Origin of the sequence: Corynebacterium mycetoides (assembly GCF_900103625.1) — a bacterium.
GTDB lineage: Bacteria > Actinomycetota > Actinomycetes > Mycobacteriales > Mycobacteriaceae > Corynebacterium > Corynebacterium mycetoides.
Genome location: NZ_LT629700.1, coordinates 2,036,269 through 2,052,444, shown reverse-complemented (window position 1 = coordinate 2,052,444; position 16,176 = coordinate 2,036,269). Strand labels below are relative to the sequence as shown.

13 protein-coding genes are annotated in these 16,176 nt (G+C 67.1%); 4 read left to right on the top strand and 9 right to left on the bottom strand.

Features of this window, described 5'->3' with window-relative positions:
- The first annotated feature begins 103 nt into the window (after positions 1 to 103).
- From BLS40_RS09925 to metX, 3 genes are all read left to right on the top strand, one after another.
- Entirely contained in the window at positions 104 to 2,320 is a 2,217-nt protein-coding gene (locus tag BLS40_RS09925; protein WP_092151732.1) for an NADP-dependent isocitrate dehydrogenase, read from the top strand.
- A gap of 116 nt (positions 2,321 to 2,436) precedes the next feature.
- Entirely contained in the window at positions 2,437 to 3,759 is a 1,323-nt protein-coding gene (locus tag BLS40_RS09920) for an O-acetylhomoserine/O-acetylserine sulfhydrylase (protein ID WP_092151730.1), read from the top strand.
- A gap of 10 nt (positions 3,760 to 3,769) precedes the next feature.
- Positions 3,770 to 4,915, top strand: a complete 1,146-nt coding sequence (metX, locus tag BLS40_RS09915; RefSeq protein WP_172808026.1) for a homoserine O-acetyltransferase MetX — start codon at positions 3,770 to 3,772, stop codon at positions 4,913 to 4,915.
- 108 nt (positions 4,916 to 5,023) lie between these two features.
- Here the strand turns inward: metX and BLS40_RS09910 are convergent, their stop codons facing one another.
- The gene (locus BLS40_RS09910) at positions 5,024 to 5,347 is read right to left on the bottom strand and encodes a DUF3017 domain-containing protein (RefSeq protein ID WP_092151728.1); all 324 of its coding nucleotides are present in this window, start codon (positions 5,345 to 5,347) and stop codon (positions 5,024 to 5,026) included.
- On the bottom strand, positions 5,325 to 6,176 hold the full coding sequence (locus BLS40_RS09905; RefSeq protein WP_092151726.1) for a bifunctional methylenetetrahydrofolate dehydrogenase/methenyltetrahydrofolate cyclohydrolase: 852 nt from the start codon (positions 6,174 to 6,176) through the stop codon (positions 5,325 to 5,327). Before BLS40_RS09905 ends, BLS40_RS09910 begins: the two co-directional genes overlap by 23 nt.
- Before the next feature lie 25 nt (positions 6,177 to 6,201).
- Between BLS40_RS09905 and BLS40_RS09900 the strand changes: the two genes are divergently transcribed.
- Positions 6,202 to 6,672: a tRNA (cytidine(34)-2'-O)-methyltransferase gene (locus tag BLS40_RS09900; RefSeq protein ID WP_092151724.1), complete on the top strand. Its 471-nt coding sequence runs from the start codon at positions 6,202 to 6,204 to the stop codon at positions 6,670 to 6,672.
- Position 6,673: 1 nt separating this feature from the next.
- Here the strand turns inward: BLS40_RS09900 and BLS40_RS09895 are convergent, their stop codons facing one another.
- The 7 genes from BLS40_RS09895 to BLS40_RS09865 all read right to left on the bottom strand — a co-directional run bounded on the left by BLS40_RS09895 (position 6,674) and on the right by BLS40_RS09865 (position 16,154).
- A complete protein-coding gene (locus BLS40_RS09895) occupies positions 6,674 to 7,960 on the bottom strand; it encodes a PH domain-containing protein (protein ID WP_092151722.1) in 1,287 nt (428 codons plus the stop codon).
- On the bottom strand, positions 7,960 to 8,421 hold the full coding sequence (locus tag BLS40_RS09890; protein WP_092151720.1) for a PH domain-containing protein: 462 nt from the start codon (positions 8,419 to 8,421) through the stop codon (positions 7,960 to 7,962). Before BLS40_RS09890 ends, BLS40_RS09895 begins: the two co-directional genes overlap by 1 nt.
- A 14-nt stretch (positions 8,422 to 8,435) precedes the next feature.
- Positions 8,436 to 11,564 carry an error-prone DNA polymerase gene (locus BLS40_RS09885; protein WP_092151718.1) on the bottom strand — a complete coding sequence of 1,043 codons (3,129 nt, stop codon included), beginning with the start codon at positions 11,562 to 11,564 and terminating at the stop codon, positions 8,436 to 8,438.
- A gap of 34 nt (positions 11,565 to 11,598) precedes the next feature.
- Positions 11,599 to 13,320 (bottom strand): DUF5635 domain-containing protein, encoded by a 1,722-nt coding sequence (locus tag BLS40_RS09880; RefSeq protein ID WP_092151716.1) that lies wholly within the window; start codon positions 13,318 to 13,320, stop codon positions 11,599 to 11,601.
- 91 nt (positions 13,321 to 13,411) lie between these two features.
- Positions 13,412 to 13,996, bottom strand: coding sequence for a LutC/YkgG family protein (locus BLS40_RS09875; RefSeq protein WP_092151714.1), 585 nt, complete (start codon positions 13,994 to 13,996; stop codon positions 13,412 to 13,414).
- On the bottom strand, positions 13,993 to 15,396 hold the full coding sequence (locus BLS40_RS09870; RefSeq protein ID WP_092151713.1) for a LutB/LldF family L-lactate oxidation iron-sulfur protein: 1,404 nt from the start codon (positions 15,394 to 15,396) through the stop codon (positions 13,993 to 13,995). The genes BLS40_RS09875 and BLS40_RS09870 overlap by 4 nt, the downstream gene beginning before the upstream one ends.
- 2 nt (positions 15,397 to 15,398) lie before the next feature.
- Positions 15,399 to 16,154, bottom strand: coding sequence for a (Fe-S)-binding protein (locus tag BLS40_RS09865; RefSeq protein WP_092151712.1), 756 nt, complete (start codon positions 16,152 to 16,154; stop codon positions 15,399 to 15,401).
- Between the last annotated feature and the right edge of the window lie 22 nt (positions 16,155 to 16,176).

Genomic DNA, 16,176 nt, shown 5'->3' with positions numbered 1-16,176 from the left:
CGCCGATGTCCGTACCATCTGGGGCCCGTCCATGCAGCGGTTCCGGCGAATATTGGTATCCTGAATGACTGGATTATTGGCAAATACTTAGAGGAGCAAAATAGTGGCTACCATCATTTGGACACGCACCGACGAAGCACCGCTGCTTGCGACCTACTCGCTGCTGCCGATCGTCACGGCGTTCGCTTCCAACGCCGGTGTCGCCGTGGCCTCCCGCGACATCTCCGTCGCCGGTCGCATCCTGTCACTGTTCCCGGAGCGTGTCACGGATGAGAGCCTCACCCACGACGCCCTCGCGGAGCTGGGCGATCTCGCCCTGGAGCCCGAAGCCAACATCATCAAACTGCCCAACATCTCCGCCTCCCTCGTGCAGCTGAAGAAGGCCATCACGGAGCTGCAGGAAAAGGGCTTCGACATCCCCAACTACCCCGACACCCCCGTCACGGACGCGGAGCGCGAGATCCGTTCCCGCTACGACTCGGTCAAGGGGTCCGCCGTCAACCCCGTGCTGCGCCAGGGCAACTCCGACCGCCGCGCCCCCATCGCGGTGAAGAACTACGCCCGCAAGCACCCCCACTCCATGGGCGAGTGGCCCGCGGACTCCAAGACCAACGTCACCACCATGGAATCGGGCGACTTCCGCGCCAACGAGAAGTCCGTCATCATGCCGTCAGAGGACACCCTGCGCATCGAGCTGGCCGCCGCCGACGGCTCGGTCGTCGTGCTCAAGGAGGAGCTGAGCGTCCTCGAGGGCGAGGTGATCGACGCCACCTACATGTCCGCTAAGGCGCTCGACGCCTTCCTCCTGGAGGCCGTGGCGCGCGCCAAGGCCGAAGGCGTGCTCTTCTCGGCGCACCTGAAGGCCACCATGATGAAGGTCTCCGACCCGATCATCTTCGGCCACGTAGTACGCGCCTACTTCAAGGACGTATTTGACGCATACGGCGAGGAACTGCTCGCAGCCGGCCTGAACGGCGAGAACGGCCTCGGCGCCATCCTCGACGGACTGTCCGCCCTGGACAACGGCGAGGAGATCCGCGCCGCAATCGACAAAGCGCTTGCCGACGGCCCCGACCTCGCCATGGTCAACTCCACCAAGGGCATCACCAACCTGCACGTCCCCTCCGACGTGATCGTCGACGCCTCCATGCCCGCCATGATCCGCACCTCCGGCCACATGTGGAACGCCGAGGACCAGGAGCAGGACACCCTGGCCACCATCCCGGACTCCTCCTACGCCGGCATCTACCAGGTCGTCATCGACGACTGCCGCGCCAACGGCGCCTTCGACCCGACCACCATGGGCACCGTGCCCAACGTCGGCCTCATGGCCCAGAAGGCCGAGGAGTACGGCTCCCACGACAAGACCTTCAAGATCCCCGCCGACGGCACCGTCCGCGTGGTCAACTCCGCCGGCGAGGCCATCCTCACCCACGACGTCGAGGCCGGCGACATCTGGCGCGCCTGCCAGACCAAGGACGCCCCGATCCGCGACTGGGTCAAGCTCGCCGTGAGCCGCGCCCGCAAGTCCGGCATGAAGACCATCTTCTGGCTCGACGAGTCCCGCGCCCACGACCGCAACCTGATCGGGCTGGTCAACCGCTACCTCGCGGACCACGACACCGAGGGCCTCGACATCTCCATCGCCTCGCCCGTCGAAGCCACGAAGATCACCGTCGAGCGCCTGCGCCGCGGCGAGGACACCATCTCCGTGACCGGCAACGTGCTGCGCGACTACAACACCGACCTCTTCCCCATCCTCGAGCTGGGCACCTCCGCGAAGATGCTCTCCATCGTCCCGCTCATGGCGGGCGGCGGCCTGTTCGAGACCGGCGCCGGCGGCTCCGCCCCGAAGCACGTCCAGCAGCTCCAGACGGAAAACCACCTGCGCTGGGACTCCCTCGGCGAGTTCCTTGCGCTTGCCGAGTCCCTGCGCCTCGCCGCCGACCACGGCAACCCCAAGGCCGATGTGCTTGCCGACGCCCTGGACAACGCCACCGAAACCGTCCTCGTCGAGGGCCGCTCGCCCTCCCGCAAGGCTGGTGAGATCGACAACCGTGGCTCCCACTTCTACCTCGCCCTCTACTGGGCGGAGGAGCTGGCGAAGCAGACCGCCGACGCCTCGATCGCGGAGTACTTCGCGCCGGTGGCCAAGGCACTGCGCGACAACGAGGAGACCATCGCCGCGGAGCTCCTCGCCGTGCAGGGCACCCCGGGCGACCTCGGCGGGTACTACCTGCCGGACGACGCCAAGGCCGCGGCCGTGATGCGCCCGTCTTCGACGTTCAACCGCATCATCGACGGCCTCACCCGCGCCTAGCGCCGGGCCGGGTGGGACCCGGTCCCCCTCAATTAATATTCATGTAAAAGCCCAGCGCATCGGCGCTTATAGACAGCTTGGTACACACCGGCCTCGTGCGGCGATAGATTGTCCACATGGCTAAATACGACAACTCCGAACCGCAGAACTGGTCCTTCGACACCCGCGCCATTCACGCCGGCCAAACTGTCGACTCCGATTACGGCGCGCGCAACCAGCCGATTTACATGACCACGTCCTACGTGTTCGACGACGCGCAGCACGCGGAAAACCGCTTCAACCTGTCGAACCCGGGCCCGATCTACACCCGCATCACCAACCCCACCCAGCAGGCGCTGGAAGACCGCCTCGCCAGCCTGGAGGGCGGCGTCGCGGCGGTGGCGTTCGCGTCCGGCATGGCCGCGGAAACCGCCGCGATTACCAACCTGGCCTCCGCCGGCGACCACCTTGTCACCTCGCCCCGCCTCTACGGCGGCACCGAGACGCTCTTCGAGGTCACCCTGCCCCGCCTAGGCATCGAGTTCACCTTCGTGGACGACCCGGATGATCCGCAGTCCTGGCAGGACGCCATCCGCCCGAACACGAAGGCGCTCTACGGAGAGACCTTCGGCAACCCGATCGCGGACGTCCTCGACATCCCCGCGATTTCCGAGGTCGCCCACAACAACCAGGTCCCGCTCATCGTGGACAACACCATGGCCACCGCCGCGCTGGTCCGCCCGCTCGAGCTCGGGGCCGACATCGTCGTCGTGTCCACGACGAAGTTCTACACCGGCAACGGCGCGGCCATCGGCGGCGCGATTATCGACTCCGGCCGGTTCGACTGGACCGTCGAGCGCGACGGCGAACCGGTCTTCCCGTACTTTGTCACCCCGGACGCCGCCTACCACGGCCTGAAGTACGCCGACCTGGGCGCCCCGGCCTTCGCCGTCAAGGCGCGCGCGGGCATCCTGCGCGACACCGGCGCCGCGATCTCCCCGTTCAACGCGTGGGTGGCGCTCCAGGGCCTGGACACCCTGGGGCTGCGCGTGGAGCGCCACAACGCGAACGCGCTGAAGGTCGCCGAGTTCCTCAGCGGCCACGAGAAGGTGTCCAAGGTCAACTTCGCCGGGCTTGAGTCCAGCCCCTACTGGGCCGTGAAGGAGAAGCTCGGCCTGCGCTACACCGGCTCGGTGCTCTCCTTCGACATCGCGGGGGACCCGGCCGACCGCACCCAGGCCTGGGCGTTCATCGACGCCCTGCGCCTGCACTCCAACCTGGCCAACATCGGCGACGTGCGCTCCCTGGTGGTCCACCCGGCCTCCACGACCCACTCGCAGTCCAACGAGGCGGGCCTGGCGCGCGGGGGCATCACCCAATCAACGGTGCGCCTGAGCGTGGGCATCGAGAGCATCGACGACATTCTCGCTGACCTCGAGCGCGGTTTCGCGGCCATCTAGGGGCCGCGCCGTGAGCTTTTCCCTGCCGCCGCATGGCGCTCTCCATCACGTAAGCATCGGATGCTTTACGACCCAGGCCGGCGCCGAGATCCCCGACACCACCATCGCCTTCCAGCGCTGGGGCGAGTTTAGGGGCGACCCGGCCGGCGACAACAACATTCTGCTCGTCGAGCACGCTCTAACCGGCGATTCCAACGCCGCCGAGTGGTGGTGCGAAGTCATCGGCCCGGGCAAGGCTCTGGACACGGACACGTGGTGCGTGGTGTGCACCAACGCTCTGGGCAGCTGCTACGGCTCCACCGGACCCGCGAGCGAGCATCCCGACGGCGGCAGGTGGGGTTCGCGCTTCCCGGCCATCTCCATCCGCGACCAGGTGGCAGCCGAGAAGCTGCTTCTCGACGCCCTGGGCATCGGACGCGTGCGCGCCATCCTGGGAGGGTCGATGGGCGGGGCGCGCACGCTCGAGTGGACGCTGATGCACCCCGAGACGGTGGACTACGCCTGCGTGCTCGCTGTATCTGCGCGTGCGAGCGCGTGGCAGATCGGCATCCAGACCGCGCAGCTTTCCGCGATCACCCGCGACCCCGACTGGCACGGCGGCGACTACTACGACAAGCCCCAGGGCCCCGACGCGGGCCTCGCGGCGGCGCGCCGCATCGCGCACCTGACGTACCGCGGGGAACTGGAGATCGATGAGCGCTTCGGCACCGCCTTCCAGGCCGGCGAAAACCCACTCGGCCCCTACCGCGACGACGCCCAGCGCTTCGCGGTGCAGAGCTACCTCGACTATCAGGGGGTCAAGCTCGTCGAGCGTTTCGACGCCGGAAGCTACGTCACCCTCACCGAAACCTTGAACCGCCACGACGTCGGGCGTGGCCGGGGCGGACTGAACAAGGCCCTGGCCAGCTCGAAGGTGCCCACCATGATCGTGGGCGTGGACACCGACATCCTCTACCCCTACCACCAGCAGGAGCACCTAAGCCGCAACTTAGGAAACCTGCTGGCCATGTCAAAGCTCTCGAGCCCCGTCGGCCACGACGCCTTCCTCGTCGAGGCGCGCCAGATGGACCTTATCCTGCGCCGGTTCATCGCGCTGACGGAGCAGACGCCCTCGCCGCACGACTTCGCCTCGAGCAGCGGCGCGTACGACATCTAGCGGCGGCGCCTCCCCCTAAACTCAGACGCCTAAGACTGCGCCGAAACAGGCCCAAAACGGGGCAACTTTAGCCGTCCGGTTTTAGGCGGAAGAGGGCGCCCGCGCCGGCTAGCTCCCCAGCGAGTCCACCGACCACGCCAGCCACATCATGGCGGCGCCGAGGACGGAGGTGAACGCGACGTCGAAACGCCTCGAGCGGACGGCGACGAGTCCGATGACGCGCGAGTCGCAGGTCAGACGCATCACCGCCAGCCACAGCATCGACACGCCCAGGGTGAAGGTGGCGCGGCGCCAGTGCTCCGTGGCGGAGAACAACCCGGAGGCGACAAAGCCCAGGACAAACAGCGCCGCCATCGCCTGCTGCACGCGCACGGGCAGCGGCGATGGGGCGTTGTTGACGTCGTGGGGGTTATCCAGCAAGTGCTTCGGCACGCTCCACGATGTTGCGGACGAGGAAGGTGCGCGTCATCGGGCCCACGCCACCCGGGTTTGGGGAGACCCAGCCGGCCTTCTCCCACACGTCGGGGTGCAGGTCGCCGACGGTTTTGCCGTCCACGCGGGACACGCCGACGTCGAGAAGCGCGGCGCCCTCCTTGATCATGTCGGCGGTGATCATGTGCGGCTTGCCGGCCGCGGCGATGATCACGTCCGCGCGGCGGGTCTCCGCGGCGAGGTCCTTGGTGCCGGTGTGGCACAGCACGGTGGTGGCGTTGACGTCGCGGGCTGTGAGCATGAGCGAAATCGGGCGGCCCACCGTCACGCCGCGGCCGATCACGCACACGATCGCGCCGCGCAGATCCACCCCGAAGCGCTCGAGCAACTTGATGGAGCCGTTCGGGGTGCACGGCAGGGGCGCGGGCTCCCCCAGGACCAGTTTGCCCAGGTTGACCGGGTGCAGGCCGTCGGCGTCCTTGTCCGGGTCGATGAGACCCAGGACGCGGTTTTCATCGAGGTGGCCCGGCAGCGGCAGTTGGACGATGTAGCCGGTGACGGCCGGGTCGTTGTTCAGAGCGTCGATAAGCGCATCAAGCTCTTCCTGCGTGGTGTCTCCGGGCAGCTCCTTCATGATGGAGGCGATGCCGAGCTCAGCGCAGTCCTTGTGCTTCATGCGCACGTAGTTCTGGCTCGCCGGGTCCTCCCCGACGAGCACCGTGGCCAGGCCCGGCGTAACCCCCTTGTCCTTCAGCGCGGCGACGCGCTTCTTCAGGTCCGCGAAAATCTCCTCGCGGTAGAGCTTTCCGTCTAACTTGATCGCAGTCACGGCACCTATCCTAGACTTGCGGGACGTGTCGCACCTGCATGTCATCTTCGATAATCCCGTCATCCCGCCGAACACCGGCAACGCGATCCGCATGTGCGCGGGCACCGGCGCGACGCTGCATCTCGTCGAGCCGCTCGGGTTCACGCTGGATGAGAAGCACCTGCGCCGCGCCGGGCTGGACTACCACGACTTGGCCGACGTGGTCATCCACCCGGACCTGGACGCGTGCCTGGCGGCGCTGACCGGCTCGCGCGTCTTCGCGTTTACTACCCAGGCCTCCGCGTACTTCCACGAGATCGCCTACGAGCGCGGCGACGCCCTCCTCTTCGGCACCGAACCCACCGGCCTGCCGGAAAGCCACGCGCACCACCCCCGCGTGACCGAGCGCGTGCGCATCCCCATGCTGCCCGGCCGGCGCTCGATGAACCTGTCCAACTCGGCGGCCGTGGCCACCTACGAGGCGTGGCGCCAGCTGGGCTTTCCCGGCGGGGTGTGACTCACCCCGGCAGGTTTCGCGCACGCAGCTTATCGACGAGCTCCCGCGCGTGATCCTCCTCCAGATCGCGCACCGTCGCTTTGACCGGCCCCGGCACGAGGTCGAGACGCACGTGCGCCAGGCGGAGCCAGCGCTGCACCGGGCCTTGGGTGTACGTCAGCTCCTGGATGTGCGGGATCTCCACGAACACGTAGCGCCGCGAGACCGCTCCATAGGTGACCACGGCGACGCCCCCTTCCAGCGTGACGGTCTGCCGCTTCCAATCCACCGGCGAGACCCAGCGTGCGCGCCGCGGGGAGCGCATGTGCACCTCGGCGGTGGCGGGGTCGGGCGCCGGGCACGGTGCCGTGCACGGTGCCGGGCTCAGTGCCGCGACCACCTCGAGGGCCTGCTCCAGCGAGCCGACCGGCAGAAGCGTCAGCGTGCCCGCGCGCGCACCGGTGGTGGCGTAGCCGGCCACGTTGACCGTGACCTCCCACCAGCCGAGCGGGCGCCACAGTACCGGCTGGGATAGCTTGACCGCGTGGATGCGGTCCAGCGGAACCGCTTGCCTCCGGCGGTTGGCGAGGCCGTAGGTGAGGTTCACCACGCCGCTATCCAGCGTCGAGCTAAACCGCCACGACTGGTCCACCATCCGCCAGATCACCGGCAACACGCCAACGAGAACCGGCACCGCAGCGGCCACGGAAACACTCGTGAGCAGGGAAATGACCGTCCAGGCGGCGGTGGCGACCGTGGTCAGCCGCAGAGCCGTGCCAATGAGCGAGCGGCGGATGGGGATGGGCGCGACAAGGTAGTCCTCCTGCGCCGCCGCGCCACCGCCGGCGGAACCCGCGGCGCGCAGTATCTCCTCACGCACTTGCTCCGCCTCGCGCCGTGGCAGGTAGGCGATCTCGAGCGCCGAGTCCGCGCCGCCGGCCGCCTCGACCCGCACGGCGGCGAGCCCGGCGATCCGCGCCGCCAGCGGCTCGACCACGTCGACGGCCTGGATGCGGTCGTAGCGGGCGGTGCGCAGCTTCGTCGTCACCACGCCGCTGCGCACGCTGAGTTCCTCCGGGCCCAGCGCGAAGCTCATTTTCGACCACCACAGCTGCGACGCCCCGGCCCCGGCCGCCACGACGAGGGCGACGCCGCCTATGGCCCACAGAGCCGACACCGCGGGAAACTCCCCCTCGCGCACCCAGTTGTAGAGCGGGACGGTGAAGTTGAACAGCGCGATCGCTGCCACCGCCAGCAGTGTGGCCCAGACGTGCAGGAGCGGCGTGAGCCTGTGGACGCGCCGCTCCATCACAGCCCGCTCATGCGCTCGCGCGCCTTCGCCGCCAGCCGGTCGCGCAGGGCATCGGCCTCGGCGGCCTCGATCCCGGGCAGCTTCGAGATCGAGCTTGTCGACGCCGTGTTCACCGCCAAGCTCTTGAGCCCCAGCGCCCGGCCCACCGGCCCCGTGGTGACGTCGACAAACTGGATCCGCCCGTAGGGGATGACGGTGACGGTGCGCCGCAGCCTGCCCCGTGCCAGGACGAGCTCGTCGTCCGTCTCTTTCCAGCCGAGGGCGCGCACTCGCAGAGGAACGAGCACGAGGCCCCAGAGGACAACGGCCGCGGCGGCGCCGAGTGGCACCAGCCACCACGACCCCCACCTCACGTAGGTCCAGGACAGCGCGCCCAGCACCAGTGCCGCCCACACGACGAGCGTTATGTAGTGGGGAATGACCAGCTTCATCGACACGCCGTTGAGCTCCGTTTCCATGGCCGCCAGCCTACTCAATGGAAGTCCCGCGACCCGCGGTTCAGGTACTCCCCGAGCTCCAGTGGCTCGAGCTTGTCCGCCACCACGTTGACCGCCCCGGTGACGTTTTCCACGATCCCGCGCACGATGAGCGCCTTCGCGGTGCGCGCCAGCACGAGCTGGCGCTTCCACAGCCCCGGCGAGACGACAACGTTGATCAGCCCCGTCTCGTCCTCCATGCCGAAAAACGTCACCCCGGAGGCTGTCCGCGGCCGCTGCCGGTGCGTGACCACCCCGGCGACGCGCACGCGAGTGCCGTCCTCGACCTGCTTGAGGCCCGCGGCGGTGACGAGGCCGTCGGCACGCAGGCGCTCGCGCAACAGCTCCATGGGCTGCTTGTCGTGCGTGACGCCGGTGGCGCCGATGTCGGCGACCATGAGCTCGAAGGCGTTCATGCCCGGCAGCGCCGGCGCGCTGATCGCCGACAGTCCCGGCAGCATGCCGTCGCGCTCGGTCGCGGCCACGCCCGCCTGCCACAGCGCCTGGCGGCGGTCCACCCCGAAGCAGTCGAGCGCGCCGGCCCGCGCCAGGGCCTCGACGTGCTCGACGCTCAGCTCCGCGCGGCGCGACAGATCCGGAATGCCGCTAAACGGCTGGGCGGCCTCGATGCGGTCCGCGGCCGCGTCGCCTAAGCCCTTGACCAGGTTCAACCCCACCCGGATGGTGGAATTGTCCACGCACAGCGCCTCCCGCCCTGACGTGTTGACGTTGACCGGCTCCACCGTAATACCGTGGCGGCGCGCGTCCTGGATCAGCGACTGCGGCGAGTAGAACCCCATCGGCTGGGCGCGCAGCAGCCCCACGCAGAACTGCGCCGGGTAGTAGCGCTTGAACCACGCGGAGAAGAACACCAGGGAGGCGAACGACTGCGAGTGCGACTCCGGGAACCCGTAGGCGGCGAACGCGACGATCTTCGCCCACAGCTTCTGGGCCGTGGCGTCGTCGATGCGGTTGGTATCCCAGCAGCCGTCGAAAAACCGTGCCTTGAGCGCGGCCATCTTCTCCGGGGACCGCTTCGAGCCCATGGCGCGCCGCAGAGCGTCCGCCTCACGTCCGGAGAAACCGGCCGCGTCGACGGCGATCTGCATGAGCTGCTCCTGGAACAGCGGGATACCGAGGGTTTTGCCCAGGGATTTCTCCAGCACCGGGTGGTCGTAGACCACCGGGTCGCGCCCGTCGCGACGCCGCAGGTAGGGGTGCACCGAACCGCCCTGGATCGGTCCGGGGCGGATCAGCGCGACCTCCACAACCAGGTCGAAGAAGCAGCGCGGCTTGAGCCGCGGCAGGGTGGAGAGCTGGGCGCGCGACTCGACCTGGAACACGCCCACCGCGTCGGCGCGGCACAGCATCTCGTAGACCTCCGGGTCCGCCAGGTCCAGCTCCCACAGGTTGACCTCGCGGCCGGTGGTATCGCGCACCAAGTCCGTCATGTGGTGCAGCGCCTCCAGCATGCCCAGGCCGAGCAGGTCGAACTTGACCAGCCCCGCGGAGGCGCAGTCGTCCTTGTCCCACTGCACCACCGAGCGGTTTTCCATCCGCGCCCACTCCACCGGTACGACGTCCGCGATCGGCCTATCGCAGATCACCATGCCGCCCGAGTGGATGCCCAGGTGCCGCGGCTGGCCCGTGAGCTGGGCAGCGAGCTTCTCGACGCCCTCCGGTGGCCGCGCAATCCCCTTCGACCACGAATCCGCCGCCCCCTGGGCGTAGCCGAGGGCCCGCGCGGCGTCGCGAATCGCGCCTTTCGTCCGATAGGTGATCACGTTGGCCACCTGGGCGGCGTTGTCGCGCCCGTAGCGGGAATAGACGTACTGGATCACCTCCTCGCGCCGGCCCGCCTCGATGTCGATGTCGATGTCCGGCGGGCCGTCGCGGTCCGGGGAGAGGAAGCGCTCGAACAGCAGCCCCGCGCTGATCGGCTCGGCATTGGTGATGCCGAGCGCGAAGCACACCGCGGAGTTCGCCGCCGACCCGCGCCCCTGGCACAGGATGTTTTCCCGGCGGGCGAAATCCACCAGGTCGTGGACGATGAGGAAGTAGCCGGGGAAACTCAGCTCCTCGATCACGCCGAGCTCGTAGTCGATCTGCGCCATCGCCTTGGCCCGGATCTCGTCCGGGCGCGTCGCGTAGCGCAGCTGAGCGCCCGCGAGCGTGATGTGGCGCAGCCAGCTCATCTCATCAAAGCCCGCAGGCGTGGGGTAGCGCGGTAGTTCGGGGGCAACGAGGTTGAGCGTGAAGGCGCACTGCGCGGCAATCGCCAGCGCAGTTGCAATCTTGTCCTGCGCACCCGGCAACATCGCCTCGATCTGTTCGGCGGAGCGCAACCAGTTCGCCCCCATGGGGTGCAGGTGCGCGTGAGCGTCGTTTAAGCAGTCACGCCTGGCCAGCGCGCGTTTCGCCGCGGCCAGGCGGGCGTCATCGCGCGTGGCGGCAGCCGGCATGGCGCTGACGATCGCCGGAACGTGCGGGTAGTCATCCAGTGCGCGGTGGTGGTCGGCGTCCTCCGGGGTCATCGAGACTTCGTACTCGCGCACCACGTTGCCCCCGAAGAGTTCGACCAGGTGGTCGATATCATCCACCCACTGCCATCCCGCCAGCACGATGCACGTGCCCGCCAGCTCGTGGGCGATGAGCTCCAGCGGCGGGTAGGACACCACGTCCTTTTCCCGGGTGATCATGCGGGCCGCAGCAATGAGATGCGACAGGTGGCGATACCCCTCCGGGCCTTTCGCCAGCACGGGCAGGACCCTATCGCCCAGGCTCAGCTCCGCGCCGAAGACCGTGGCAATACCCTCACGCGCCGCGGCCTCGGCGAACTTCACCGCCCCATAAAAACCATCCCTGTCCAGCAGCGCGAGCGTCATGATGCCCAGCTCGCGGGCGCGAGCGACCATGTCCTCCGGCTCGCTCGCCCCGTCGAGGAAGCTGTAGGAGGACACCGCGTGCAGTTCGGCGAACGGCGCGTGACTGGCTTCAGGGTAGTTGGTGGGGGCGTCGGCAAGCGGGCGGGTGTGGTTGACGGGCACGGGCACGGGGCCGGGGCGGCCGGAGAGAATACGCTCCAGCCGCGACCACGACAGGGCCTCGCCGCCATGAAACCTCATGGGAGTAGATACTAGCGGTTTTAGAACACGTTTTCTACTTCTTTGACTGCTCTGCCAGTCGGTAGCGGGTCGATCTGCCCCCGCCTACGATCTCGACGGCACCTTCATCGTTCATGCTGTCCACGCACTTCTTGGCGGTGCCTCGGGAAACGCCGCACAGCACCATCACATCGCTCGTCGCCATGTCCCCCACCTCGTTGAGCCAAAGCAACGCGACCTCCTCCATCGACGCAGGGTCAGTGCCGAGATACGGCAGCTTGTCAGCCAGCACAGACCTTGAGCTCGCCCCGAGAATCCACGTCCCGCGGCGATGAAGCACAACAAGCGGTTCTCCGTCGACCGTGGTCTGGGAAGCAGCTTCCAGAGCGTTGCGTGCCTGCTCCGTTCCTGCCTGCAACCCGTGAGCCACCACATCTTCCGTCACAAAGGCGCGAGACATGAGGATGTGGAGGATGATCGCGATTCGGTAGTCCCGCTGCCTCGCCACCGGCACAATGCGCGAAACAAGGTCGAGCACCTGCACGACTGGCGGGCCGCCAACCAGTGTAGTTTCCACGAAAGGGCCGGAAACCTCCTCGATGATGGGAGGACGGTGGCCGAGCGTGATCATATTCTGGTACATCCTGTCGACTCCCACCCCTTGCTTATCCACGAGACCCACGGCCCGGTAGAGATCCGCAAGCGCCGGGTAGCGGGCGGAGCGGTTGCTTAACACGTTCTCAGAAGTGATTCCTGAGGGAAAACCGCCCGGACTACGCACGATTAGCGTGTTGTCCAGCTCAATCCAGCTCACGGCGACGGCCTCACTGCGGCTCCAGTCGCGGTGGATCAACGCATTGAGCAGCGCCTCACGCGCCGCGTTGTGCGGCACCAGCGGCACCGGATCGTGAACGAATCCTTTCACAATCGTGGTGTTCTTGTTCACCACGCGCAAGGATCTCTCGATGAGATCAAGCTGCTCGAGCACCGAGGTCCCCGGTTCCCCCACGATCCGACTAGTGATGTCGCCGCCGAACACATCAAAGACAGTCAGCTCTATTACCGGGCCTGCTTGCGCCGCAAATAGCAGCGTCCCCGCAACGGTGAGCCGGCCATCGGGGCCAAGCGCGCCAATCTGACGCATCACCTCCTGCGTTGTGAGCTCGTCTGCCTGTGGGAAAGTCCGTCGGACGATATCGATAGCGCCGGGGCGAACGTCTGAGCTCGTCTCTTTAGTCGGTTGCGCCATCTCGTCGAAGGCTTGGTGGTCACGCTGGTACTGCCACCACTCGGAACGATCCACTGACTTACACGCGTCCCGGACTCGCCACCGCAGCCTAGTGCCCGTATCTTGGACCGGCTCCGGTGCGGGCGCGACGAAGATGACTAGAACACGTTGACCTTCTACACGCTTTTCCACGATGTCCGGGGCTACCCCGACCCCAGAGTAAATCCGCTGCCGGAGCCAATCAATATCCAACTCGGTGCCGATAATCACCCCGGTCTTGTCCTCGACCCCGACGATCAGTGCGCCGCCGCCTGGCGTGTTGGCGTAGCAAGCGACCTCGTCCGCGAGCTTGGTCGCCGCCTGCGGATTCTGTGTCGTACCCGGCTCGATATTTGCACCGATCCTGCGACCGGCTTCTTCCTTGAAGTCGATGGACTGCGATTCTCGCGTCTTGCTTACCCGCCCATCCGAGGCGGATCCCAAGATCGCGTCAACCCCATCTTCCAGTTCCCTTCGGCGCTCTAAGAGGTTAGCAAATCCGGACAGCATGTACCCCGCCCCACCTGCATATTATTAGATTAGGTAGGCGCTATTCTAACACGATTTCCGTGATTCGCTGGATTCGTGTCAGATTAGGCCGCTACCGAACAACCACAACGTCGAGCCGGCGCGGCCCATGCACCCCCTCGACGCGCTCCAACTCAATGTCGGAGGTGGCGGACGGCCCGGAAATCATGGTGATCGGGCCGCATGAGCTACCCAACCGCTCCCACGCCTCGGGAAAAAGCTCGACGATGGTGCCGGAAAACACCAGGCAGATGTGGTGGTCGGGGATGAGCGTGAGCTTGCGGCGCCCCTCGTCGTCACGCCCGGTGAGAAAGATCGTGCCGGTCTCTGCGCACGAGACTGTCGACCCGGTGACCACGCAGGAGGCCTCCAAGGGGTCGCGCACCTCCTCGGCGGGCGGCAGCCACGCGCGATCCACACCGCTCGGCACGACCACGGGCCCGGAGATCAGCTCCGCCAAAACCCCGGGAAGGTCATTGACCCTGTCTGCGAAATACACGGCGGCCTTGTAGTCGGTGAGGCGGTCGACGAACATGTCTCGGGTCTCGTCTGCAGTAAGCGTCGACACGCGGCGGTATGCCCGCGCCACGGCCGGGGCCGGTGGGTTATCCGCCAACGCTGCGTGCAGTCTGGCCAAGATGTCGGATTTGGCGCTCATCGGTTCTCCTTAAACCAGTGGCGGAAGGCCTTTTTCGGCGGCGCGGGGATGATGCGCTGCTCGGTCCACCCGCCGAGGAGGCCGGGCAGCCACGAAACCCGAAAACGCGCGAGAGGGAGAATTCGCTCGGCGAGCGCCATGAGTCGCCCGGAGCGCATCGCCACGGACGTGGCCTTCATCACCGCCGTCATCTGTACAGGTTGACCGGTCTTTTCCACGGCCTCGGCGCGCAGGTGGACGAGGATGTCCGGGATGTTGATCTTCACAGGGCAGACGTCGTAGCACGCGCCGCACAGCGTCGAGGCGAACGGCAGCGTCGCGTTGGCCTCGGATTCAATGCCGGTGAGCTGCGGGGACAGGATCGCCCCGATCGGACCCGGGTAGGTCGAACCGTAGGCGTGGCCGCCGACGTGCTCGAACACCGGGCAGACGTTCAGGCACGCGGAGCAGCGGATGCAGTGCAGGGCGGAGCGCCCCTGCGGATCCGATAGCACCGCGGAGCGGCCGTTATCCAGCAGAACCAGGTGGACGTTGTCCGGCCCGTCACCCTCGTGCACCCCGGTCCACAGTGAGGTGTACGGGTTCATCCGCTCGCCTGTCGAGGAACGCGGCAGCAGCTGCAGGTACACCTCCAAATCGGCGAAGGTCGGCACGAGTTTTTCAATGCCCATCACGGTGATCAGCGTCTCCGGCATGGTTACGCACATGCGCCCGTTGCCCTCGGATTCCACCACCGCCAGGGTGCCCGTTTCCGCCACCCCGAAGTTCGCCCCGGAGATCGCCACCTTCGCGCCCAGGAACTTCTCCCTCAGGTAGGTGCGCGCGGCTTCCGCCAGCTCCGCTGGCTCGTCGGTCAGCGGCCCGTCCATGTGCCCGCGGAAGATGTCGCGGATCTCGCGACGGTTGCGGTGGATCGCAGGCACGAGGATGTGCGAGGGTTTGTCACCCCCGAGCTGCACGATCAGCTCGGCCAGGTCCGTTTCCACCGCGCGGATCCCCGCCGCCTCGAGGTGCTCGTTGAGCCCAATTTCCTGGGTGGCCATGGACTTGACCTTGAGCACTTCGCTTTCCCCGGTTTCCCGCACGAGCTTTTCCACGATCGCGTTCGCCTCGTCCGCGTCCCGCGCCCAGTGCACCACCCCGCCGCGCGCGGTGAACTCGCGCTCGAAGCGCTCCAGCAGCTCCGGCAGCCGCGCCATCACCCCTTCCTTGATCGCCGACCCGGCGTTGCGCAACTCCTCCCAGTCGGGCAGCTCCGCCACGACATCGTTTCGCTTACTACGAATCGAGTGCGTGGCGTGGCGGATGTTTTCCCGCATCTGCGCGTTTTCCATCTGCTCCTTCGCCGCGTCCGGGAAGGCCGCGTCCAGGGTGAGGTTTCCGTGCCCGTAGGCGGGCATTCCTAGATTGACCACGGTTGCTCCTTGGTTGCGGCGAGGATTTCGGCGAAGTGCAGCGTGCGCTTGTCGACGCCCCGCTTCAGCATCGCCCCTTGAAGGTGAAACAGGCATGAGGCGTCTCCCCCGGTGCAGATGTCCGCACCTGAGCGCTCGATGTTGGCGATCTTCGCCTCCGCCATCGCCCCGGACACGTCCGGGTTCTTCAGCGAGAAGGTGCCGCCGAAACCGCAGCACTCGGCAGAGTCGGGAAGCTGTGTGAACTCGACGCCCTCGACGCTGCACACGAGGTCCACCTGCCGGTCGCCCAGGCGCAGCAGCCGTTTGCCGTGGCACGAGGGGTGGTAGGTAACCGAGTGTGGGAAGTACGAACCGAGCTCGGAGGCATCAGTGACTCCGAGGACATCGACGAGGAACTGCGATAACTCGTAGGTGCGCTCGGCGGTATCGACGGCGGCCCTTTCCAGGCCTGGGTCACCGGCCCGGCGCGCAACCAGCGCCTGCTGGTGCCGCGCGGAGGCGACGCACGAAGCGGACGGCGCGACGATGTACTCGGCACTGTCGAAGGCGTTGACGTGGTTGCGCACCACAGGCAGCGCGTCGGCGAAGTAGCCACTGTTGACGTGCATCTGGCCGCAGCAAACCTGGCCAGCGGGAAACGTCACTTCGTGTCCGAGCCGCCGCAGAATTCGGGTGGTTGCAATGGCCGCGGTCGGAACCATCGCGTCCACGATGCACGTCGCGAAAAGCGCAATCTTCATGGGGACTCGCTTCCTTCGGTCA